The organism is Alkaliphilus crotonatoxidans (genome assembly GCF_054658015.1).
Genome location: NZ_BAAHXS010000004.1, coordinates 1,748,060 through 1,771,216, shown reverse-complemented (window position 1 = coordinate 1,771,216; position 23,157 = coordinate 1,748,060). Strand labels below are relative to the sequence as shown.

At 42.1% G+C, this 23,157-nt stretch carries 20 protein-coding genes and 2 other annotated features; of the genes, 4 read left to right on the top strand and 16 right to left on the bottom strand.

Annotated elements, in window-relative coordinates; genetic code table 11:
- Positions 1–71: 71 nt before the first annotated feature.
- The 11 genes from ACYQ1I_RS11085 to infC form a co-directional block, all read right to left on the bottom strand.
- A complete protein-coding gene (locus ACYQ1I_RS11085) occupies positions 72–2,531 on the bottom strand; it encodes a U32 family peptidase (protein WP_459765237.1) in 2,460 nt (819 codons plus the stop codon).
- Between the two features lie 354 nt (positions 2,532–2,885).
- Positions 2,886–2,978 carry a putative holin-like toxin gene (locus tag ACYQ1I_RS11080; RefSeq protein WP_459765235.1) on the bottom strand — a complete coding sequence of 31 codons (93 nt, stop codon included), beginning with the start codon at positions 2,976–2,978 and terminating at the stop codon, positions 2,886–2,888.
- A gap of 161 nt (positions 2,979–3,139) precedes the next feature.
- Positions 3,140–3,697, bottom strand: coding sequence for a cell division protein ZapA (locus ACYQ1I_RS11075; protein WP_459765233.1), 558 nt, complete (start codon positions 3,695–3,697; stop codon positions 3,140–3,142).
- A 119-nt stretch (positions 3,698–3,816) separates the two neighbouring features.
- A complete protein-coding gene (gene pheT, locus ACYQ1I_RS11070; RefSeq protein WP_459765231.1) occupies positions 3,817–6,201 on the bottom strand; it encodes a phenylalanine--tRNA ligase subunit beta in 2,385 nt (794 codons plus the stop codon).
- An 18-nt stretch (positions 6,202–6,219) separates the two neighbouring features.
- Positions 6,220–7,239, bottom strand: coding sequence for a phenylalanine--tRNA ligase subunit alpha (gene pheS / locus ACYQ1I_RS11065; protein ID WP_459765229.1), 1,020 nt, complete (start codon positions 7,237–7,239; stop codon positions 6,220–6,222).
- An 86-nt stretch (positions 7,240–7,325) separates the two neighbouring features.
- Positions 7,326–7,551: a binding site (T-box leader), on the bottom strand.
- A 211-nt stretch (positions 7,552–7,762) separates the two neighbouring features.
- Positions 7,763–8,572, bottom strand: a complete 810-nt coding sequence (locus tag ACYQ1I_RS11060; protein ID WP_459765227.1) for a TrmH family RNA methyltransferase — start codon at positions 8,570–8,572, stop codon at positions 7,763–7,765.
- Positions 8,573–8,584: 12 nt separating this feature from the next.
- Positions 8,585–9,229, bottom strand: coding sequence for a potassium channel family protein (locus ACYQ1I_RS11055; RefSeq protein ID WP_459765225.1), 645 nt, complete (start codon positions 9,227–9,229; stop codon positions 8,585–8,587).
- Between the two features lie 12 nt (positions 9,230–9,241).
- Positions 9,242–10,588 carry a TrkH family potassium uptake protein gene (locus tag ACYQ1I_RS11050; RefSeq protein ID WP_459765223.1) on the bottom strand — a complete coding sequence of 449 codons (1,347 nt, stop codon included), beginning with the start codon at positions 10,586–10,588 and terminating at the stop codon, positions 9,242–9,244.
- A 472-nt stretch (positions 10,589–11,060) separates the two neighbouring features.
- Positions 11,061–11,420, bottom strand: coding sequence for a 50S ribosomal protein L20 (gene rplT, locus ACYQ1I_RS11045; RefSeq protein ID WP_459765221.1), 360 nt, complete (start codon positions 11,418–11,420; stop codon positions 11,061–11,063).
- A gap of 29 nt (positions 11,421–11,449) precedes the next feature.
- Positions 11,450–11,641, bottom strand: a complete 192-nt coding sequence (gene rpmI / locus ACYQ1I_RS11040; RefSeq protein ID WP_459765219.1) for a 50S ribosomal protein L35 — start codon at positions 11,639–11,641, stop codon at positions 11,450–11,452.
- Between the two features lie 20 nt (positions 11,642–11,661).
- Entirely contained in the window at positions 11,662–12,156 is a 495-nt protein-coding gene (gene infC, locus ACYQ1I_RS11035; protein ID WP_459765344.1) for a translation initiation factor IF-3, read from the bottom strand.
- 394 nt (positions 12,157–12,550) lie between these two features.
- On the opposite strand from infC, the gene ACYQ1I_RS11030 reads away from it, so the two are divergent.
- Positions 12,551–14,119 (top strand): ATP-dependent metallopeptidase FtsH/Yme1/Tma family protein, encoded by a 1,569-nt coding sequence (locus tag ACYQ1I_RS11030; RefSeq protein ID WP_459765217.1) that lies wholly within the window; start codon positions 12,551–12,553, stop codon positions 14,117–14,119.
- A 54-nt stretch (positions 14,120–14,173) separates the two neighbouring features.
- Here the strand turns inward: ACYQ1I_RS11030 and ACYQ1I_RS11025 are convergent, their stop codons facing one another.
- Both ACYQ1I_RS11025 and ACYQ1I_RS11020 read right to left on the bottom strand, forming a co-directional pair.
- Positions 14,174–15,574, bottom strand: a complete 1,401-nt coding sequence (locus ACYQ1I_RS11025; RefSeq protein WP_459765215.1) for a sensor histidine kinase — start codon at positions 15,572–15,574, stop codon at positions 14,174–14,176.
- A 2-nt stretch (positions 15,575–15,576) separates the two neighbouring features.
- A complete protein-coding gene (locus ACYQ1I_RS11020; RefSeq protein ID WP_459765213.1) occupies positions 15,577–16,287 on the bottom strand; it encodes a response regulator transcription factor in 711 nt (236 codons plus the stop codon).
- A gap of 165 nt (positions 16,288–16,452) precedes the next feature.
- On the opposite strand from ACYQ1I_RS11020, the gene ACYQ1I_RS11015 reads away from it, so the two are divergent.
- The 3 genes from ACYQ1I_RS11015 to ACYQ1I_RS11005 are packed head-to-tail and all read left to right on the top strand — an operon-like array spanning position 16,453 to position 18,865.
- Complete coding sequence (locus ACYQ1I_RS11015) at positions 16,453–17,364, top strand: ABC transporter ATP-binding protein (RefSeq protein ID WP_459765211.1); 912 nt, start codon at positions 16,453–16,455, stop codon at positions 17,362–17,364.
- A complete protein-coding gene (locus ACYQ1I_RS11010) occupies positions 17,364–18,119 on the top strand; it encodes an ABC transporter permease (protein WP_459765209.1) in 756 nt (251 codons plus the stop codon). The genes ACYQ1I_RS11015 and ACYQ1I_RS11010 overlap by 1 nt, the downstream gene beginning before the upstream one ends.
- 11 nt (positions 18,120–18,130) lie before the next feature.
- Positions 18,131–18,865, top strand: a complete 735-nt coding sequence (locus ACYQ1I_RS11005) for an ABC transporter permease (protein WP_459765207.1) — start codon at positions 18,131–18,133, stop codon at positions 18,863–18,865.
- Positions 18,866–19,033: 168 nt separating this feature from the next.
- Here ACYQ1I_RS11005 and thrS read toward each other — a convergent pair whose 3' ends face one another.
- The 3 genes from thrS to ytxC form a co-directional block, all read right to left on the bottom strand.
- Positions 19,034–20,947, bottom strand: a complete 1,914-nt coding sequence (thrS, locus tag ACYQ1I_RS11000) for a threonine--tRNA ligase (protein ID WP_459765205.1) — start codon at positions 20,945–20,947, stop codon at positions 19,034–19,036.
- Positions 20,948–20,997: 50 nt separating this feature from the next.
- Positions 20,998–21,215: a binding site (T-box leader), on the bottom strand.
- A 64-nt stretch (positions 21,216–21,279) separates the two neighbouring features.
- Entirely contained in the window at positions 21,280–21,882 is a 603-nt protein-coding gene (locus tag ACYQ1I_RS10995) for a DUF445 domain-containing protein (RefSeq protein ID WP_459765203.1), read from the bottom strand.
- 152 nt (positions 21,883–22,034) lie between these two features.
- Positions 22,035–22,949, bottom strand: a complete 915-nt coding sequence (gene ytxC, locus ACYQ1I_RS10990; protein WP_459765201.1) for a sporulation protein YtxC — start codon at positions 22,947–22,949, stop codon at positions 22,035–22,037.
- Positions 22,950–23,157 lie beyond the last annotated feature (208 nt).

Here is a 23,157-nt window from a genome sequence, read left to right as displayed (position 1 = left end):
TCCTCTGATGGGTTTCTACCACTATTTTACCATTTTTAAGGCTCCCTTGGATAGGCAGGCTGATCTTTTTTTTACTCTACCCCTCTATAATAATGACCTCTGGTATAGCCCTTCAGCAGATGTTTCAGCTCCTGGGGCGCTGGCCTAGCCTGACCGGTATAGACCGCCTTTGCCTGTACATGGGCCATTTTTAGGGTTTCAACGATCTCATGGGGCCCTTCATCTGTTATTTCTATTCTGAGGGTATTAACGCCCAATTTGAAAAATTCATCCAGTCGATCAAGCATAAAAAGTACCTGGGAATTCAAAATGACGGTTCTACCCCAGGAATCCTTTCCATAGGGGAAAATCATTTGTTTTTGATCTTTCAGACCCCAAAGATATTGATAGGGAGCCTTGGGGCACTTTTTACATTGATGGTTACATTCCCTTAGCTGCTGCAAGGGGCAATATTCCATGGTCATAACCGGCAGACTTCCATAGACCACTGCCTCAAGCTCCGTTCCATCGATAATTTGCAATTGTTTGATGACTTTAAAATCAAGCTCTGGGAAAAGGGTTATTCCCTTGATACCCCACTGAAGCAATTGTTGGATGCTATGGCTATTCATGGCATTAAATTGATAGTCTGCCTTAAGGGAAATTGCTTTTTGCTTCTTTAATGCCTTCAACATCCCTAAATCGCCAATTAATAACCCAGAAATTTCTCCCCTATCTACTACGGCTTCAACTTTTTCAACATCTTTATTTCTCATAATTCCCGGGGTACGAAGGAAGATGGGAATTCCTTGATTATTGCAAAGCCTTAGGGCCTCTGGCAGGGTGTTAAGGTCTCCATAATAGATTCGGTCGACTGGCTGACTTAACACTGCCTCAAGCTGAGTCAGGGTATCCACCTTTACATTGATGCGATACTCCCGGGATTTTGGTTTACTACCTAAGGCCCCATAGGGAAGTCTTAGAACAGGAGGCTGCTCCTTGGCTTTACGTTGAGGGTGTCTGACCTCCCTTTTTTCAGAAAGTGATTCGATGGCCTCCCTTCTCAGACTATTTAGGGCCGAGATGGGTACGGAAAGCCCCTCTTCAAGGGTAACCACCAGTTGATCAAGGGAATAGGGGGTATTTCCCAGCTTACTGATATTTTCAATTACCCGTTCTCTGGTCAGTGCCACCTTCAAGGCCTTCTCTGGAAGAACCTCTGATTCATGGCTTACCCGATTTCCGTCTTGATCCCATATGATCAAGCCAATAGGCTGTCCAAGACTGATGCTGATTTCCCCTTCCAGCGAAATTTTTCTGTTTTCCACCTGATTTCCATAGGTTTTTTCAAGCCTTTCCATTAGTTCAACATCAAGGGTTTTATAGACCTCGTCCCCAGGGGCTATTTTACCCTTAATTTCCAGCTCTACCACCTGGCCCTTTTTGCCTTTGGCCACCGGCTGATGATTCACATAGACACCGGTGATCATTCCTCCCAGATCTGAATCGGGGCCTTGCCATATTTCAATTCCGTCTCCCACCGCTGCCTCCGCCATTAATTGCAGCTGCATTCTTTTGGTTTTGGGGTTGTATTGTTTCACTTTGCCCAAGTATGTCCCCCGATTATTGGACTTTTCAATGTTAATTACTTCTTTTTTGGGACTGTTGAAAAGATAGCCCCTGGTAAAGCGCCGATTAAACATTTGTGCTATTTCCTGTTGCAAGGCCTCATCCAACAGGGGCTGTCTAGTTTCCAGGTAAAAGTCTATGGCACGGCGATAGGCTGCCACAATGGAAGCCACATATTGGGGCTTTTTCATTCGGCCCTCTATTTTAAAGGAAAATACACCGGCATCCATAAGGGCTCCAACCGATTCCAGGGTATTCAGATCACGCATACTAAGCTGGTAGCGGGCCTCACTGCTTAAGAACGGCTGCTTTAAATCAATCATTTGGTAGGCCCGGCGACAGGGCTGGGCACATTTCCCACGATTACCGCTGCGTCCCCCAATAAAGCTGCTCATCAGACACTGACCCGAATAGCTGACACATAGGGCCCCATGGACAAAAACCTCCAGCTCCATTCCTGTTTGGGCCTTAATTTCTTTAATTTCTTCCAGGGGCAGCTCCCGGGCCAGCACCGCCCGACTGGCCCCCATTTCCTTTAACAGGGCCACTCCCTGTTGGTTGTGAAGGGTCATCTGGGTACTGCAATGCAGCTCGAAATCCGGGTAGTTCTCTCTAATCAGCTTAAAGACCCCAATATCCTGCAAAATCAAGGCATCAACATCAATTTTATAGAGAAAATCAATATATTCCATCAGGGCAGGCAGCTCCTGGTCCTTTACTAATGTATTAACGGTTACATAGACCCTCATTCCCCGTATATGGGAATAAGCGACAGCTTCCTTAAGGGTTTCCCGGTCGAAGTTCGATGCATAGGCCCGGGCACTAAAGTCCTTTCCCCCCAGGTAAACGGCATCGGCACCATTTTGCAGGGCTGCCTTCAGGGCCTCGGGGCTTCCGGCGGGGGCCAACAGTTCTATTTCCATAAAACACAATCCCTTCTCACATTTATATTCATTAAACGACTCTTTATCAAATCAAAAAGCAGTAATATTATTATATCATTAACGAAAGCTATATTTTCATTAAAATTCATTAAATTAAGCCCTCTTTATTACCTGCTTTAAATTCTACATGTTTCATTTAAATATTACCTCTTTTTTTCATTGAAAAAGCACCCTGTTAAGAGTGCTTTTGTGGATATAGAGTCAACAAATATGTTTACTTTGTCAAGATTTATGCTATAATATAAGCAAGAAGGTAATCGAATCCGCAAGATGCGGTTGCCGCAATCAGATTAAGTTAAATGCACAATAACCATCCTGCCGCTAACAGGGTGGTTATTTCTTTTTGTTGTTATCTCTATAGGAGATAAGCGTTAAGAGAAGCATACCGAAGCTGATCATAACCATCAAAGCTTCATATGTACTCATACCGCACCACCTCCCTTCCTTGTGAAGTAAGGTGGCAACTACACCCTGCTTTATTTGATTACCTTAGTCATATGATAACATAATATATTAATTAGGAAAAGTCACCCTTTTCAGGATGACTTTTACATAATTGTTTTACTTTCATCGAAGATTGTTTTCTATTATTCTTCACCGCCGGCAATCTCTTCCTGGGAATAGTCAAGCAGCTCTTCCATTTGCCTTCGGGTTTCCACCAGCTTAATTTGGCTTTCAAAAAGCTTATTTTGCAGGTCGTTGATCATCTCTTCGGCCTTTTTTAAATCTTCATTTTTTTGATTCAGCTGGGCTTTGATCTCTTCAATTTCCTGCTGATTGGCCCGATAGGTACCCTGCTTTTCTTTTTCTGCCTCAAGGGAATGGATAGCAGCCTCCTTGGCCGCCAGCAGCTTAAGTACCTTTTCGTACTCTTCCTTAATCCTTTCAAGCTCATTTAAGGGGGCTTCCTGTTGACTCTGTAGCTTTTCATAGGCATCCTTCAGTTTAAGGTATTGATCAGCAATATTAATGGAGGTTAAAACTGCAATCATTGAGGTGCTTAAGCGTTTGTTGCCTGCCGCCACCTCTTCCATTTTCTCATCAACATAGTTTCCGACCTTCAACAGGTATTCCTTTGGTTCTGCCCCCATGATAGGATATTCCTGGCCGTTTATTTTTATCAGTACTTTATTCTTCCGTTGCATCGCGATCTCAACCCCTTTAAATGGACTAAAAGTTTATCCCTTACTAATTTCTTGATAAAGCACCAAACTCCTGCCAATCACTGAACATTATTTTTAAGGGAAATAGAGAGAAGCACCCTCTATTCCCTTAATATACCACCCAGCTCTTCTTTGATTTTTTTAATAATTCCTTCATGAACCCGGTTAACTTCCTCGTCGGTGAGGGTTCTTTCGGCATGGCGATAGGTTAATGTATAGGCAACACTTTTATGGCCCGCTTGTATTTGGTTCCCTTGATAAACATCGAACAAGTCATAGCTTTCCAGTATGCCGCCCCCATTATGCTGTAGTATTTTCTCAATATCCCGAACAAAAATTGATTCCGCTACCACCACGGCGAAATCCCTGGTCATGGCAGGATATTTAGACAATGGCTTATATTTGCTTTCCTTTTTCGTTAATTGAAGCATCCTACTGAAATCCAATTCTGCTACATAGCATTTCCTTTGAATATCGTAGTTTTCCATCACCAGAGGATGAATTTCTCCCAGGGTACCGATGACATGATTGCCTACCAATAAATTGGCACATCGGCCCGGGTGGAAGGTAGGATGGTTTTTTTCCGCTTCGAATTCCAGCTCCTCAATTCCCAAATACTTAAACAAGGCTTCTACAGCCCCCTTTAAAGTAAAGAAATCCTCTTCACCATAAAGACCCATTACCAGGCTGGGGATTTCATGGGGGAGCTTTTCACCTTCCTTTGGAATAAAGATACTACCAATTTCAAAGGCCCTGACTCCTTCAACCCTGTGATTTTGGTTTCTTCCCAGTACCTCCATCATATTGGGCAAAAGACTGGTTCTCATAACACTGGTTTCATCCCCCAGGGGATTTAAAAGTCTGACAAAGTTCCGTTTCAGGCTGGATTCCTGTAAATTAATTTTATCTGCCCCCTTGGGACTGACAAAGGAATAGGTAAGAATTTCATTGAAGCCCATGGCAATTAAGGCTTCCTTCGCGGTATCCTGAACTTTTTGGCCATTGGTTTTTCCTCCCACAGCCACGTTCCCCTTCATCATGGTTGACGGAATTCGATTATAGCCATAGATTCTTCCGATCTCCTCTACAAAATCGGCTTCCATTTGAAGGTCATCTCTGAAGGTGGGTATCACCACATTAATTGTATCGCCACAGTCTTCCGCTTCAATTTCAAGCCGTTGTAAATATTTTACCATTTCTGCCGTAGTCAGGTCAGTTCCCAAAAGCTCATTCATCCGACCAGCGCGTATGGTTAAATTCCTTGGCTCCTTCTTAACAGGGTATTCATCCACCACCACATCAACAACCCTTCCGGCCCCTAGCTCTTCCATCAACTGACAGGCACGATTGGCAGCCAATAGAGCGATATTGGCATCGACTCCCTTTTCATACCGGGCAGAGGCTTCGGTTCTTAAGGCCAGCTTTTTAGAGGTGGCTCGAATGTTGTCTCGATTAAAGCTGGCAGATTCCAGCAGTACTGTTTTAGTAGCGGCTGTTACCTCTGACTCTTCTCCTCCCATAACCCCTGCAATGGCCAGGGTCTTTTTGGCATCAGCAATGACAGTCATGGTTTCATCCAACACCCGTTCTACCCCATCCAGTGTTTTAAAGGTTTCACCAGCTGTAGCCCTTCGAACAATGATTGTATTTTCGGCCACATAGTTGAGGTCAAAGGCATGAAGGGGCTGACCGTATTCCAGCATCACATAATTGGTAATGTCAACCACATTATTGATGGGTCTGACGCCTGCCTTCATCAACCGTTGCTGCATCCATAGGGGTGATGGTTTAATTTCAATATCCTGAATTACCCTGGCCACATACCTTCCACAGCCCTGGGAATCCTCTATTTTTACCTTAATGCCAAAATCCCCCTGAACCGCCCCTTTGATTTGAATATCCGGGTATTTTACTGTGGTATCCAAAGTAGCGGCGGCTTCCCGGGCAAGACCCAAAATACTCAAACAATCTGGTCTGTTGGGGGTAATTTCAAATTCTATAATGTCGTCTTCATAGGGTACTGCCTCGGCCAATTCACCCCCCAATGGATATGCCTTATCAAGAATCCAGATGCCATCCTTCAGCTCCTGGGGAATAAGATTTTCTGGAATCCCCAATTCCTCCTGGGAACAAAGCATCCCTTCTGAAACTTCGCCACGGAGCTTTCCCTTTTTAATTTTTAATCCTCCTGCCAGACGGGCCCCGTCAATGGCCACCGGTACATAATCACCTTCTTTAATGTTTTTAGCCCCCGTTACAATTTGCAGCATTTGACTGCCTGTATTAATTTTAGTAATTACCAGCTTATCTGCATTGGGATGGGGAACAATGGACTCTATTTTCCCAACCACCACACCTTTTATTTCCTTTCCCAGGAACTCGATTCCCTCTACCTTTGAGCCCGACATGGTCATTCGGTCTCCAAACTCCTTGGCATCAATATCTATATCTACATAATCCTTTAACCACTTTAATGGTGCCAGCATGTTAATCCCTCCTGTTATTTAAAATTGGTTTAGAAACCGCATATCATTTTCAAAGAATAATCTGATATCGTCCACATTATGCTTTGACATCACCAGCCGATCGATTCCCATACCAAAGGCAAAGCCACTGTAGACTTCTGGGTCTATACCGCAATTTCTCAATACATTGGGGTGAACCATCCCTGCCCCCAACAGCTCAATCCAGCCGCTTCCCTTACAGAAGCCACAGCCCTTACTGCCGCATTTAAAGCAGGTTACATCCATTTCTGCACTGGGCTCGGTAAAAGGGAAGTTATGGGGTCTGAATTTGGTCTTGGTTTGATCCCCTAAAAAGCGTTTTGCAAAGACCTCAAGGGTTCCCTTCAGGTCGGCAAGGGTAATGCCCTTATCCACCACGAGGCCCTCCAGCTGATGAAACATGGGGGAATGGGTAGCATCAGGGGTATCATTTCGAAAACATCGGCCAGGGGAAATAATTCGGATGGGGGGCTTTATTTTTTCCATAACCCGAACCTGTACAGGAGAGGTTTGGGTTCTTAAGACCACATCATCACTAATATAAAAGGTATCTGACATATCCCTTGATGGATGATTGGGGGCAGCATTTAAGGCATCGAAATTATGGTAAACAGTTTCTACCTCGGGTCCCTCGGCCACCCTAAAGCCCATACCAATGAAAATCTCCATCAGCTCATCCATTCCCTGTACCAGTGGATGCTTTTTACCAATGGCAATCTTTTTACCAGGCATGGTGACATCAATAGACTCAGATTCCAGCCTTTGCTGAAGCTCCTTATTTTTTATTGAATCCTTGGCCTGCTGTAATTGGACTTCAATACTGGCCCTGACCTCATTGGCAATTTTCCCAATTAGGGGTCTTTCCTCCGGAGAAAGGGAACCCATGCCCCTCAATACCTCGGTTAATTCTCCCTTTTTCCCTAAATACTTTACTCTGACCCTTTCCAGGTCTTCTGAAGAACCAGCCCCAAGAATTTCCTCTCTGGCTGCTCCTTCAAGCTGTTTTAATTTTGCTTCCATTGAAATTACTCCTTTCTATTGGGAATATTAAACTATATAAAAATGAACAAGATTACTTCAATTGGGCAAAACAAAAACCTCCATCCCAAAGGGACGAAGGTCTGCTCCGCGGTACCACCCTAATAGCATTGACTTGACGCCAATGCCACTCAAAGGCCATAACGGGGCCCACCGATAAAGCCTACTTTAGGCTTCAGCTTTATAGCTCGGGAGAGAACTTCTGCTGTACTTATTTTAAGATGCTTTCAGCCTCTGGCATCTTATCTCTTCAAAAACAGTCTACAGCATACTTTGCTCCTTCATTGCCGTTGTTCATCTATTGAATTAATTGACAATCAGTTTTCTATACATAATATAGGCTGTAACGGAACCGGTTAGTTCAAAAATCTTCCAGAATACTTCTGCTGTCTTCACGGAACCCCACTCCTTCCCTATAGCCATTTATAGCTTCATTATAGCATAGGTTAATAGTGGAAACAAGGCCATTTCCAAGGTAGACAAAAGCTTTTTGAAATTTCTAAAATCAATCGATTCCCCTGTTTTCCAGGGCCTTATAGATTAAAATTCCAGCCGCCACCGAAGCATTTAAGGATTCGATTTTACCATTTATGGGTATTTTCACCACTTCATCAGCTTTACCTAAAAGCTGCTCCTCAATACCATTGGCTTCATTGCCAAAAATCAAGGCGATTTTTCCCCTATAGGAAATGGTGTTATAGTATTGATCGGTTGACAGGCCTGTGGCAATGGTTTTTACCCCATGGGCCCCAAGATGATCAACAATGATCGTTTCTTCCTGCCATTGAAAAATAGGTAGGTGAAAAATGGCCCCCATGGTAGATCGAAGGGTTTTCTGATTATAGGGGTCTACACACCCCTTGGTCAATATCACCCCATGGGCCCCGGCCCCTTCGGCCGTCCTAATGATGGTTCCCAGATTACCAGGGTCCTGTATTCGATCCAATACCACCAAAAACAGGTCTTTCCTTTCTAACAGGCTCCCTAGATTATGGCTCCTTTGATTAATGACAGCCACAACCCCCTGGGGTTGTTCTGTATCGGCCAGTTTTTCTAGCAGCTTGTCGGAAAGATACACCAATGGGTATTTTTCTCTCTTTAATCGATCCAGAAGGGCCTCGCCACCCCGAAGCTTGTTAAGGGAATCGCTGTAGAGAATATATTCTATTGATTCTCCATGATCCAGGGCCTCTTGCAGGATTCGTAGGCCTTCTATCATAAATTGCCGATGTTTTTCACGGTTCTTTTTCTGTCTCAGGCCCTTCACATGCTTTACAATAGCATTGTTTTCACTGGTTATCATTAGGCTTCCCAAAAACTTCACCCTTTATTTTTCTAATTTTTTTAGATCATCGTTATGCCCCACCACGACTAACACATCATCACGATGGATGACATCCTTGGCACTGGGGGAAACATTAATATGCTTCCCGTGCTTGATGGCCATTACGTTAATCCCGTATTTAGAGCGTATATTGGTTTCAACCAGGGTTTTTCCTTCCCATTCCTCCAGGGCAGTAATTTCCATGATACTATAGTCGGGTGCCAGCTCTATATAATCTAAAATATTGCTGGAAACCAGGTTATGGGCTACCCTCATTCCCATATCCCTTTCTGGAAATACGACCCTATCGGCCCCAATTTTATAGAGCACTTTGGCATGAAGCTCATTTTGGGCCTTGGCAACCACATATTTTACTCCCAGCTCCTTGACAATTAAAGTGGCCATAATGGAGGATTGTATGTTGGAGCCAATGGTAATAACGGCCACATCAAAATTTCTGATGCCCAGTGACCTTAAGGCAACTTCATCGGTGGTATCACATTGCACCGCATGGGTTACCTCGTCAGAAATATGCTGCACCGTATCTTCATCTTGATCAATGGCCAATACATCATTACCCATTTTGTACAGGGTTTTGGCTACACTGCTGCCAAAACGCCCACATCCGATTACGACAAACTGTTTCATAAATTCACCTTCCTATCCCACCATTACCTTTTCTTCGGGGTATTTTACCGTACCTTTGTTTTTACGCTGCTGTCGTGCTAAGGCAAAGGCCACCGTTAAGGGCCCTAATCTGCCGAAAAACATAATAACAATAATTAGAAGCTTCCCTACAATGCTTAAGTCGGGGGTTATGCCCATGCTGAGGCCGACTGTTCCTATGGCAGAGACTGCTTCGAATAAAACCTCTACAAAGGAGAAGGCCCTCTCTGTTACCGTTAAAACCATGGTGGCTCCAAAGACAATCAGAATTCCCACCACCCCAATGGTCAGGGAGCGATTAACAATGCTTCTGGGAATCCGCTTTCCAAAGGCCTCTGTATCTTCTCGTCCTCGAATAACCGAAATGACTGTTAATATCAAAACCCCCAGGGTTACTGTTTTAATTCCCCCAGCCGTTGATGCGGGAGAACCTCCTATAAACATGAAGATCATGGTCATAAGCTTCGAAGCATCGGTTAGTTGACTGATATTCAAGGTATTAAAGCCGGCTGTTCTGGGTGTAACAGACTGGAACAGGGCCGCCAGAAGCTTGCCACCAAAGCCCAGACTCCCCAGGGTTTGAGGATTGCTCCATTCTAAAAGTAAGAAAAATAAAAAGCCGAACAAAATTAAGATTCCTGTGCTTAATAATGTAATTTTTGAGTGAAGACTTATTTTTTTAAAGCTTCTGCGTAAAATTATATCCACAAGAACTGAAAAACCCAACCCGCCAACAATAATCAGAAGCATCACAGTAAAATTAACAATTGGGTCTTTAACATAGGGCATCAGGCTGACGCCATTGCCAATAATATCAAAGCCGGCATTACAAAAAGCTGAAATGGAATGAAAAATTGAGTAGGCAATGCCTTTTAAAAACCCAAATTGCGGTACAAAGCGAAAAGAAAGGAAGAAGGCCCCTAACCCTTCTATGGCAAAGGTGCCAAAGACTATGTACCGTGTAAATCTCACCAGCCCTGCAAGGCTGTTCTGGTTCAGGGCCTCTTGAATGACCAATCTTTCCTTTAAGGAAATCTTTTTACCCAGAAATAGTGCTACCATTGTAGCCATGGTCATAAAGCCTAACCCACCTACTTGAATTAACAGTAATATGATGGTTTTGCCAAAGGGACTCCAAAAAGTACCAGTGTCTACCACTGCCAAACCGGTCACGCAAACCGCCGAGGTGGCGGTAAAAAGTGCATCAACAAAGCCAATGCTTCTTCCTGTAACGTTGGCAATGGGCAGATTTAATAAAATGGCACCCATTAAAATAATTGCACCAAAGCCCATTACCAGGACTTGGGTAGGCTCAAGCCTTATTTTTTCTAGCTTATCCATTGTATCCCTCTTTCAATTCCATATTCCTATAGAAGATTTATACCCATTATAGCATTGACTTTTTTATCTGAAAAGCCTTATATCGTAAAAGCAGGTCTATTATATCATTATTTCCCATGGGATCGTTGATTATATACAAATAAAGAAAAGAGTCCCTTAAAAGGGACCCTAGTACCTTGCGTCACCTAAATTAACGGATTGTCACTGGTGAAATTCCCCCATAGCGGTGTTGTCGCCAATCGCCATATTTCCGATATAGCTTCTTCCTCCGCTTACCCTTGGAAATTGGCTCAGGCCCTATCTGTCATTTAAATGGCGCAAGGTACTAGCCTTATAAAAGCCCCTATCTTCTTGGTCGCTTCAAATCCAAGCCACAGCCTTACGTATCTTGATATACGCTGCCTTCGCTGGTTTTTCCTGCACCTTGAATTTAGGGGCTTTAACTGGCTGGTTTTGTTGATATATAAAGAAACTAAGCGTTTAGTTTTTGTTTTACAGTATCAACCAGTTTTGCAAATCCTTCTTTATCATGAATAGCCATATCGGCTAAAACTTTTCTGTTCATTTGAATTCCACTTAATTTTAAACCATTAATAAATTTAGAATAAGATAAGCCGTTTGCTCTGGTGGCAGCGTTGATTCTGCTGATCCATAGCTTTCTAAATTCTCTTTTCTTTTGTTTTCTGCCAATGTATGCTTGCTTTAAGGCCTTCATAACAAACTGGTTAGCAGGTCTAAACAGCTTGCTTCTTGCACCCCTAAAGCCCTTTGCCAGCTTCAATACTTTTTTATGTTTTTTACGTGCATTTACAGCACCTTTAACTCTAGCCATGTTGATAACCCTCCTTTTCTAAGTTTCTTTTATCGTAATAATTGTGCAATTCGTTTTTGGTCGCCTTTAAATACAAGGGTTCCTTTTCTAAGATTTCTCTTTCTCTTTGCACTTTTCTTGGTTAGAATATGGCTTTTAAACGCTTTGAACCGTTTAATCTTACCTGTTTTAGTCTTTTTAAGTCTTTTAGCTGCTCCCTTATGGGTTTTCATTTTTCCCATTAGAATTTCCTCCCTTCAAGTTATGCATTTTTTGGAGTTAAGATCATAATCATTTGTTTTCCTTCTAGCTTAGCGTCCTTTTCTATGGTGCTAACCTCTGTCAGGAGCTGGGCAAATTCCTTTATAACCTTTAGGCCAATGGAAGTATTGCTTAATTCTCTACCTCTAAACCTTAAAGTGACCTTAACCTTATCACCGCTCTGCAGAAATTTTCTTGCCTGATTAGCCTTTACATTTAAGTCGTGACTTTCAATGTTGGGGCTTAGGCGAACTTCCTTAATGGTGATGATTTTTTGCTTTTTCTTGGCTTCCTTTTCCTTTTTGGCAAGCTCATACTTGTATTTGCCATAGTCCATAATTCTACAAACCGGTGGCTTTGCTTGGGGGGCAATTTTCACTAAATCTAGATTTTTGCTGCTGGCAATGCTTAAAGCCTCATTTAGAGAAACGATCCCCAATTGTTCCCCCTCTGAATCGATTAGCCTCACTTCTCTGTCTTTGATCTCTTCATTGATCTGAAGTTCATTTAGATCTCTAATAAGTAGACACCTCCTATAATACCCTGGTTAACTCAACAAAAAAACGAATACATATTGTATCCGCTTCGTCAATAGTGGCTGGAAAATCACATTAATAATGATCCATCTATTAACCCTGCGAACCTGGTTGCAGGGTGAGAAGCGGAAACCTTCTGCTTTGTTATCTATAATATCTTATCAGCCGCCAGTACTTTTGTCAACAAAAACTTAAAATTTGTTTTCAAAGAAAATATATCATTATCTAAAAGGATTCCCTGATTCCAAAAATAAATTACAATTATTTGCCTATTAATTTATCAGATAAATCCATTATTTTTCTGTCATAATTGGGGCATGCTACTTGTAAACACATAGATAGGGTGGTGAATTAATGAAGAAAAGAATTGTATTTATTTTACTGTGTATTTTTCTTTCTCTAACGGTCATTTCCAGCTACGGACTATGGACCAATGGTGAAGTTAATCGTACCTTTACCTTCGGAGATCGAATTTTAGTGATAGGAATTACCCTTTTTCTTTTTATCTATTATATCAGATTAGATAAATCCCCTCAATATGCCCATGCGACCATTAATAATGAAAAAAAGGAAAAGGATCAAAACAATACAGAGATGTTTACCAAACCCAAAATCACCTTTGAGGATGTGGCAGGCCTGGATGAGGTGAAGGAGGAGCTCATTGAAGTAATCGACTTCATTAAAAAGTCTGAGAAATATATTAAAATGGGCGCCAAAATACCTAAGGGTATATTATTCTACGGCCCTCCGGGAACTGGTAAAACCCTATTGGCCTCAGCAGTGGCAGGGGAAACAAAGTCTGCCTTTTTTTCTGCCAGCGGATCTGAATTTGTTGAAAAGTATGTTGGTGTCGGTGCCAAAAGAATTCGGACTCTCTTTGAAAAGGCAAAAAAAGAAGCCCCCAGTGTCATTTTTATTGATGAAATCGATGCAATTGGTGCCAAAAGGCATCTTGACAGCAATAATGAAAAGGATCAAACCCTTAACCAGCTTTTAGTCGAGCTGGACGGCTTTAATACCGATCAAACAGTGGTGGTGATCGGTGCCACCAACCGATTGGATTTATTAGATGAAGCCCTTTTAAGACCCGGCCGTTTTGATCGCCATATGTATATTGGTAACCCCAATGTTAGGGCCAGGGAGGAAATATTAAGGGTTCATACTAAAAATAAGCCCCTGAGCCCTGATGTCAACATTTGTGATTTAGCCAAAAAAACCCACGGACTAAGTGGAGCCCATCTGTCTAATATTGCCAATGAGGCAGCCATTATAGCCGTTCGAAAAAACGAAACAATCATTACGCCAGATCATTTTGAGGCTGCCATTGAACGGGTTATTGCAGGGCTTCAGGTTAAAAATCCCACGGTACTCTTTAGAGAAAAGGAAATTGTTGCCTATCACGAGGCGGGCCATGCCCTGATCGGAAAAATTCTCAGCACCGATATGGTACAAAAGGTATCGATTATTCCCCGGGGGCAGGCACTGGGCTATGTGCTTCATATGCCCCAGGAGGATCGTTATATTATGACCAAGCAGGAGCTAATGCATAAAATTATGGTTATGCTGGGAGGACGGGCAGCAGAGGAATTGGTCTTTAATCATCTGTCTACCGGAGCAAAGGATGACTTGAAAAAGGTTTCTGATATTGCCCTGCAAATGGTTTGTGAATATGGCATGAGTGAATTAGGCGTATTAAGCCAGGAACCCGGAATCACCAGGGGATTAAGCCAACCGATTACCCGGGAGATGAATAAAATTATTGACGAATGCTATCAACAGACCCTAATGCAGCTAAAATGTCATCGGCCAGCCCTTGATAAAATCTCTGGTGCCCTATTGGAAAAGGAAACCCTTAATTGCGAAGAGCTAACTACCCTTTTAGAGGAATTTAAATTTGAAGATCAGGAGCTAAAGGCAGTATAATATATTAAATACAGAAGACGATGAATTAAAGGCCTGCATCGTCTTCTTGCTTTTCTAAGACTTCTCTTTATTGGGCTTGATGGCAGGTAAAACAATTTCTGCCCTCACCCCCTTTCCCAAATCGCCTGATAATATCAAACGCCCCTGATGGGCCCTTGCAATTCTTTCAACCATGGGTAACCCTAACCCATGGCCATTATAACGGGTCCCTCTTCTTTTAGAGGAATAGGGTAATTCCAGCAGATCAAAAAATTCGTTTTCAGAAATTCCCTTGCCATTATCAGCTACAATGAAGCTACAGGTTTTATGGTCTGCATTAAAGGCTGTCTGTAACCGTATCAGGCAGCCATCAGGATTATGGTTAATACTGTTTTGTATCAGGTTTGTAATGGCACGGCTCAGCAGCCTTTCATCTCCATTGACCTGAGCACCTTCATCTGAAATTTCCACATCCAGCGTATACCCTTCATCCAGCCCATTATTTAAAAACTCCGATGCAATTTGTCTTGCCAATACAGATAGCCGAATGGGTCTTTTATTGAGGGGTTGCATTTCATATTCCAGCATTGAAACAAGGTTTAAGTCACTGACCAGAGCACGCAGCTTTTCTGCCTGCTGCCGTATAATAGCGGCATGGTGCCTTTGCTGCGTGGGAATATGACTATTTTCCTCCAGCTCACTGGCATAACCCAACACCATCGAAAGGGGCGTTCGGATATCGTGGGAAATACCGGCAATCCAGTTGGAGCGGGCTTCATCCCTGCTTTGTAAGCTTTCATTTCTTTGCTGTAATAAGGCCGATGTACGGTTGATATGCTGTGCAAGGTTTCGTAATATCCCCTTTGGCTCTACAAAGGTTTCCCTATCCTCTGCCAGGGATTGTATTCCTTGGATCAGGGGCTTGATGGAACGAATTAATCTATAGCCGATAAGCAGCGATAAAAATAATGCCAGTACTATATTTACCATAACTAAAGAGGCCATTCTTAAAGGCAGATCAGAAACCCAGTGTGTCGCAAGGATATACTGGTATTTTGCTAAGCTGTTTTTCGGATACCCCATGACCACCAGCCCTTCATCATGGGCCCACACAAAAACGGGAAAATCCAACAAATAGCCCTTGGTAAACCTGGCCACGTCGGTTAGTGAATATGCTTCGGGAATTTCTTCGGGGAGCATATAGCTCCATACTACGTGCCCGGCAGCGTCAATCAACATTGCCCATGCATCATTCTGCTGCAATAATCTTTGTGCCTGGGATTCCAAAGAATAAGTATTGGCTGAGGGATGCAAACCCTCTGCCACAAATTGAACAAGGCCGGCAGAAGACTGACTCTCTTCCATTCCCTTAAGAACCCAGGTACCTAACAAGATTAAGTTGAAAACCAGCAGAAAAGCTGATATGGCCATGGTTGCTCCGATAAAGCGTTTTAAGATACGCACTGTCCCCTCCATTTTTATTTCTCCTTTACCATCAGCTTATATCCCAACCCTCGAATGGTCAGCAAATATTCCGGATTAGAAGGGTTCGATTCGATTTTTTCACGAATGCGGCGGATATGAACCATTAGTGTGTTTTCGTAGCCATAATAATCATCTCCCCATGCAGCCTGACAAAGGGCATCGCTGGTTACAATACGATTTCGATTTTCATAGAGCTTAAACAGTAATGTATGTTCCTTTGCCGTTAAGGGATATTCACCGCTATCAAACCGAACAATACCGCTCTCAAGATCAATCATGCGGCCCCCCAGCTGAAAGACAGGCCGTTGATCCTGCTTAAGGGGCAAATAAACCCGTCTCAGTATTGCCATTAGTCGCAGAATCAGTTCCCGTGGTAAAAACGGCTTTACAACATAATCATCCGCTCCAAGTCCAAGTCCTAATAAACGATCTTCATCTTCACCCCTTGCTGATAAAAAAAGGACTGGCATATCTGATAATTGTCGTAAGGACGAAAGAAGTGAAAATCCGTCTCCGTCAGGCAGCATAACATCCAAAATGGCAATGTCTGGCTTAGCAGACCGACATTGCTTTAACGCTTCCTCACAGCTAGAAGCCTGATAAATACGGGTAAACCCTTCTTTACGCAGGAAAGTATCCAGCATATTCCTGATCTCATCTTCATCATCAACAATAAGCAGTTTTTTATTTTTTATATCATCCATATAAAATCACCCACAATCATTATATATTACTTTTTTTCTCATTTCGCCCTTATATTATTCCTTTTTTATGATTTAAGGTTGATGTAAGGTTATTGTCAGCCTGAAGAAAGGTTGACCTGTTATGCTTTGAATCAAGAACCTGTTAAACAGATTGGAGGAAGTAATATGAGTCAAGTTGTTTTTACCCGCAATCTTTCCAAGCGTTACGACAATGTTTACCGTGTAAGGGATATCAATTTATCGGTATGTGAAGGTGATATTTATGGTTTTCTGGGCCCCAATGGGGCAGGAAAATCCACCACATTAAAAATGATTTTGGGGTTGACCCAACCCACTGAAGGCAGTGTCATGGTCTTTGGAAAGGATTTTGCAGTAAACCGTCGTCTTATTTTAAGTCAAACCGGCTCCCTCATTGAATCCCCATCCTATTACGGGCATCTTACTGGCCTTGAAAATATGCGTATTATCCAAAGACTTAGGGATGCACCCCACAAAAATGTTTCGGAAGCGCTGAAGATTGTTCGGTTGGAAAACCAAAAGGATAAAAAAGTAAGTCAATATTCCCTGGGAATGAAGCAACGCCTGGGAATCGCCATGGCGTTGTTATCTTTCCCAAGGCTCTTGATTCTGGATGAGCCTACAAATGGCCTTGACCCTGCCGGAATCGGTGAAATTCGGGAACTGATTAAATCACTGCCTCAGCGTTATGGAATGACAGTACTGATTTCCAGTCATCTTCTTGCTGAAATTGAGCAGATTGCAACCTCAGTAGGTATTATTAAGGATGGAATGATGATGTTTCAAGGGAGAATGGATGTACTGAAAAACAAAAACCAACCGACTATCAGGATAAAAACACGAAACAACAGGATGGCACAGGAGCTTCTTTCAGCTAAGGGTTTCTCTTTGACACAAAGTGAGACTTCTTTAGTATTGGAAGGGTTGACTGATGAACAGGTTATTCAAGTGAATCGAAATTTAGTGGCAGCTGGTATTGATGTTCTACGTATCGAAGAACAAAAAAAGACCCTGGAAAACATTTTTCTAGATATTACTGGAAAGGAGGGAAGCCTGTAATGAAGGCCATTACCCTTGAATTTTACAAATTACGTCATAAGCATCTGTTCTTGATGGTTACATCGTTTTTACTGGTGGAAATCACCTGGGCCTTTATGGCGGCCGGCGTATCCTTTTCCCGTAATCCTGCCAATGTAGGATGGGAACCGCTGATTGCAATGCTGTCTTCTATAAATGGACTGTTTTTTCCCATTCTATCAGCAATATGCGTATCTCGTATTTGTGATATGGAGCATAAAGGAAATACGTGGAAGCTGTTGCTGACCGTTTCTGTCAAGAAGAGTGAGCTTTATGCTGCAAAATATATCGTCGCTTCTATCGTTATGCTGTGGGCATGTATATTGCAGGTAATTGCCATGGCAGCATTTGCTGTTATCTACGGTATTGGGCAGTCTGTACCCTTTTTTCTGCTGGCTCGCTTCTTAATGGGAACAGCCTTAACAAGCATGATCATTATTGCACTACAGCAATGGGCCTCCATGGCATTGAAAAACCAGGCCTTCGCACTATCCCTCGGGATGATCGGAGGCTTTATTGGAATGGCTGGGGATTTATTTCCATCGGGTATACGAAAATTTCTTATATGGTCCTACTACACAGGTCTAAGCCCCATTACACAAAGCTATACAGGTGAAACAATACAGTTTATTGTACGGGATATGAGTTCATTACTGCCTGGGATGGTGGTACTGGCTGTAGTCGGAATGGCTATTTATCTGGTTGGAAGCTGCCATTTATCCAGGCAAGAGGTATAAGGAGGGTGAATATGTTAAGAAGATGTGTTACTGCTGAGTGGATGAAGCTGCGTCATTCCCATATATGGGTGATCCTGGTGGTTCTTCCCCTTGTAAGTATATTAATTGGCTGTGCTAATTTTTACATGAACCAGGGTGTACTGGAGCAGGAATGGTATAGCCTATGGTCCCAGGTGGGTTTATTTTATGGGGAATTTTTCTTTCCCCTTCTAATTGCTATTTGCTGTGCCTTTATGTGGAGGCTGGAGCATCTTAATAAAAACTGGAATATGATTATGACCGCCCCCGTATCAGCAACCACGATTTTCGTGGCTAAATTGATTGTAGTTGGCATACTGTTGATTTTTGTTCAAGGCTTCTTTTTTCTGTTATACCTCATTGGCGGAAGGCTGATCGGATTAACCGCTGCCCTTCCTGGCGAACTACCTGGATGGCTGCTTAGGGGCTGGATCGCTGCCCTTTCAATCTCCAGCATGCAATTGGCACTGTCTATGGGTATCCGCAGTTTTGCTATTCCTATTGGTATTGGTTTATGCGCATCCTTTCTTGGCCTAGGAATATATGTCATTCATTTAGGTCTGTTTTTTCCCCATTCTTTACTGACCATGGGGATGGGCGTACTCAGCCAGACAAGCCTTTCATCCCAAAGCAGCCATCTTATATTTTTTATAATGAATCTTTTATACATTGCTTCTATCAGTGCAGGGGCCATTCATTGGATGGGTAAATCAGATGTGAAAGCTTAAACAGAGAAAGGAGATTTATGACAAAGACAACCAAAGGATTCAATGAATTGCCTGACCCCGTCAAGGCTGTCTGTATAAAATAGCAGGTACATTGTTATATCAAAAAGCATCTGCCAGCTTAGTATTCGGCAGATGCTTCTCCATTATATCTTACAGCTTTTAAAATTTTTACATTTGCTTATTCTCAATTTCCTTGATGATATTCTCGATAAATTGGGCTGAAGCCATAACACCCATTTCACCCTGGTCTCGGGATCGAACCGCCACTGAATCTGCCTCTATTTCTTTATCACCTAGTACGAGCATATAGGGTACCCTTTGTAGCTGGGCTTCCCGAATTTTATAACCAATTTTCTCATTTCTGGAATCTAGCTCAACCCGGATTCCCTTTTCCTTCATGTTATCTCTAAGTTTTTCAGCATAGGCCATATGCTTATCGGTAATGGGTAAAATTTTCGCCTGTACCGGAGCCAGCCAGGTTGGAAACTTTCCTGCATAATGCTCTATCAGAATACCAATAAATCGTTCAATACTGCCATAGAGTACCCGATGAATCATAATGGGCCGGTGTTTTTCTCCATCTGCCCCCACATAGGTTAAATCAAAACGCTGGGGCATTTGGAAATCCAATTGAATTGTACCACACTGCCAGGTACGCCCAATACAGTCCTCCAGGTGGAAGTCAATTTTGGGGCCATAGAAGGCTCCGTCTCCTTCGTTGATTTTGTAAGGAAGTCCTTTGGCTTCGAGGGCTTCCTTCAGGGAGCTGATGGCTAAATCCCATTCCTCATCGGTTCCCATGGAATCCTCAGGCCTTGTGGAAAGCTCTACATGATACTTGAACCCAAAAAGGGTATAGACATAGTCTACAAAATCAATTACCCCTATGATCTCTTCCTTAATTTGCTCCGGTAGCATAAATAGATGGGCATCATCCTGTGTAAAGCATCTTACCCGCATGAGTCCGTGAAGGGCCCCAGAAAGCTCATGGCGATGCACCAGGCCCAATTCTCCCATTCTGAGAGGGAAATCCCGGTAGCTGTACATTTTTCGTTTATAGGTTAAAATCGCACCGGGGCAGTTCATCGGCTTAACTGCATAACGTTCATCATCAATATCTGTAAAATACATATTTTCTTGATAATGGGCCCAGTGTCCCGATTGACGCCATAGCTGCTCATTGAGTATAATAGGAGTCTTAATTTCATCATATCCCCGTTTAATATGCTCTTTTCTCCAGAAATCCTCCAGCTGATTTCTCAACACCATTCCCTTGGGATGGAAAAAGGGGAACCCTGGCCCTTCCTCCTGTAGACTGAAAAGATCTAACTCCTTACCGATTTTACGGTGATCTCTTTTTTTAGCTTCTTCAAGCCGATGCAGATATTCCTCCAGGTCCTTCTTCTTTTCAAAGGAGATTCCATAGATTCTTTGTAGCATTTTATTTTTTTCGTTTCCTCGCCAATAGGCCCCTGCTACGCTTAAGAGTTTAATAGCCTTTACCTTATCTGTTGAAAGCAAATGGGGGCCTGCACAAAGGTCGGTAAATTCTCCCTGCCGATAAAAGGAAATTACCTCATCCTCAGGCAGGTCTTGAATCAACTCAACCTTGTAGTCTTCATTCTGCTTTTCCATCAGCTCGATTGCTTCATTCCTTGGCAGTTCAAACCGGCTGATTTCAAGCTTTTCTTTGGCAATACGCTGCATCTCCGCCTCGATTTTTTCTAAATCCTCTGGTGTAAATTTATGGTCAGAATCAAAATCGTAATAATATCCATTATCGATGGCGGGGCCGATGGCCAGCTTTGTATTGGGGTACAGTCTTTTTACCGCCTGGGCAAGAATATGGGAGGTGGTATGCCAGAAGCTTTCCTTTCCGCCCTCATCCTCAAATCGAAGGATATTTAGCTCACAATCTGCCTCTATGGGGTATCTAAGATCCACCACCTGACCGTTTACTTCTCCGCCTACGGCAACCCTGGCCAATCCTTCACTGATTTCTTTGGCAATTTCATAGACAGTAGTCCCCTGGTTCACCTCTCTGACAGAACCATCCTTTAAAGTTATCTTTACCTTTTCCATGTTCTAAACCTCCCTTTCATTAAAAAATATAAAAGCCCCTCATCCTAAAAGCATAGGACGAGAGACTGTTCCCGCGGTTCCACCTAAATTGATTAAAACCCAACTCATTGATGTTAACGGAATCACCGATTTTCCTTTCATCCTTTCGATTACTCAGAAATAGCTCGAAGGTAGTTTTCAGCTAATCATCTACAGAAGCACTTTCAGCCGGGATGCTTCCTCTCTAGGTATTGGGGCTAGCCTACTCTTCCTTCATCATTGCTTTTTCAATATGTTAAGATTTATTATATTCAATTCATATCCCCCTTGTCAAGTATCTAATCACTATTTTTCTACAATAACATAATTATTATACCTTGAACTAGTCCAATGATAAAACCCAAGACTCCTCCCAGGACCTCAATATGCTTCAGCTCTCTTTTGGCAATTCTAAGAACCATTTCTTCAAGCTTGTCCATTGGAAAACGATTAATCCTTTTTTCTACCATTTCAGCAAGATTAATTTTTTCTGACGCCGAGTGAATCATGTTCTCCACCGAAGCATTGATTAAGTCGGTTGCTTCTTGTTCTATTACCTCATCAATATATCGTTTTATGGCACTTTTAAGGGATGCAGGTAAAATTCCGGGCAACCGCTCCTCCAGTACACGATTAATTTTATTTTTGATAATTTCTATTAAGGCACTTTGATCCTGATTTGAAATAAACTGCTCAATAATTTCTTCTATGGAAAGCAGCTCCTCTTGAATTGTCGTTCCTATGCTTTTGGCAATTTCATTCTTCCTCTTAGGGATCAGCCCCTGTAGCTTTATGTTTAACAGGGGAATCATTACAGGTTCAAAGGGTCTAAACAGCAGCTTAATTGCAATATAGTTGGTTATCCAGCCAATTAAGGCACCGATTGCTGCCAGAATAAGTACTAGTGCGAATTTCATTTTGGGCCATCCTTTCTAGTGTACAACTTGAATAATTTAGTATTATATCACGATTAACCCTGAAAATCTATCCCTGTTAAGATAAATAAAAGCCCTGGTTCTCCCAAGGCTAAGGTTTAAATAAAAATATTCAAATAACTTCTACCTTCAGGCTATTCCTTTCCCAAATTTGATTCTATTGAACACAGCTCGCAACCATTACAAAGAGTAACCTTAGAAGCAAAGACCCGATTGATGGTTTTAATTACCTCTGTTTTTCCCATTCCGGGAAATTGATGAATCATGATTTGTTCTGGAGCCATGGTTATCAAGGCACTCATCAAAATGTCTTCATAGCTTAAAAAGTTATTTTCGGTAATTTCGCTGGCAATTTCCCGAAGGTAGTCGTTATTAATTAATTGATATTGTTCGTCGTACAGCTTATAACGATGGTCTTGATCCAACACCAGGTGTATTATTTTTACCTTGGAATCTTGAATATCTACGAAGTATTTTAGCAGCTTAATAAAATCATTATATTCTTTATTGCTGATAAAGTCTTCAATGGCTCTTTCAACGGTTTCTTCCAAATCCATCATATAATCCTTCAGACTAAAGGTAATAAAACCTCTTATATTGATTTCTATCTGTTCATTTAAGTGATCCATCAGTCTTTTTAAGACCCTTGATTTTCTGGAATAAGCCTCTTGATTTATCAGTAGGGCCTCTTCACTTTCTTCCTTCAACAGATCCATGGCATTTCTTTCAATTTCTAATTTTTCTCGCTCATCAAAGTAATCGTACTCTTGATTGAGAATTTTTGTGATTAATTGATTTTCTTCATAGCATTGTATATAATCCCATAATGCGTTGGCAATACTATATTTAAAGATACTTAAAAAATCACTCAGCGGATAATGATTGATGCTTTCAATTTTCACACTATACTCAATATAGTAAAAGGGTTCGCCAAAGCTAACCTCTTCTTCAATCTCTATGCCTTCATTTAAATAAGGCATAAGCTGTCTTTTAATCTTTGAAGAAATTAAATCAATACTTCTATCTGAGGCTATGGTTAAAAGCTTCATGCTGTTCACTCCCTTCGCTGTACTAGTAGTATATGTGATATAAACGGTGATATTCTCCTCTTGCCCTGTCAGTATATTGTAAATTAACCAATTTAAAAAGTTGAATCAATTCCTGTTATATTAGTACATACCCTTTTATTTTCTGATTCAACATGATAAAATAAGCCCCCTATTTATTCTAACTATAGTAGTATATGTATTATTTTTA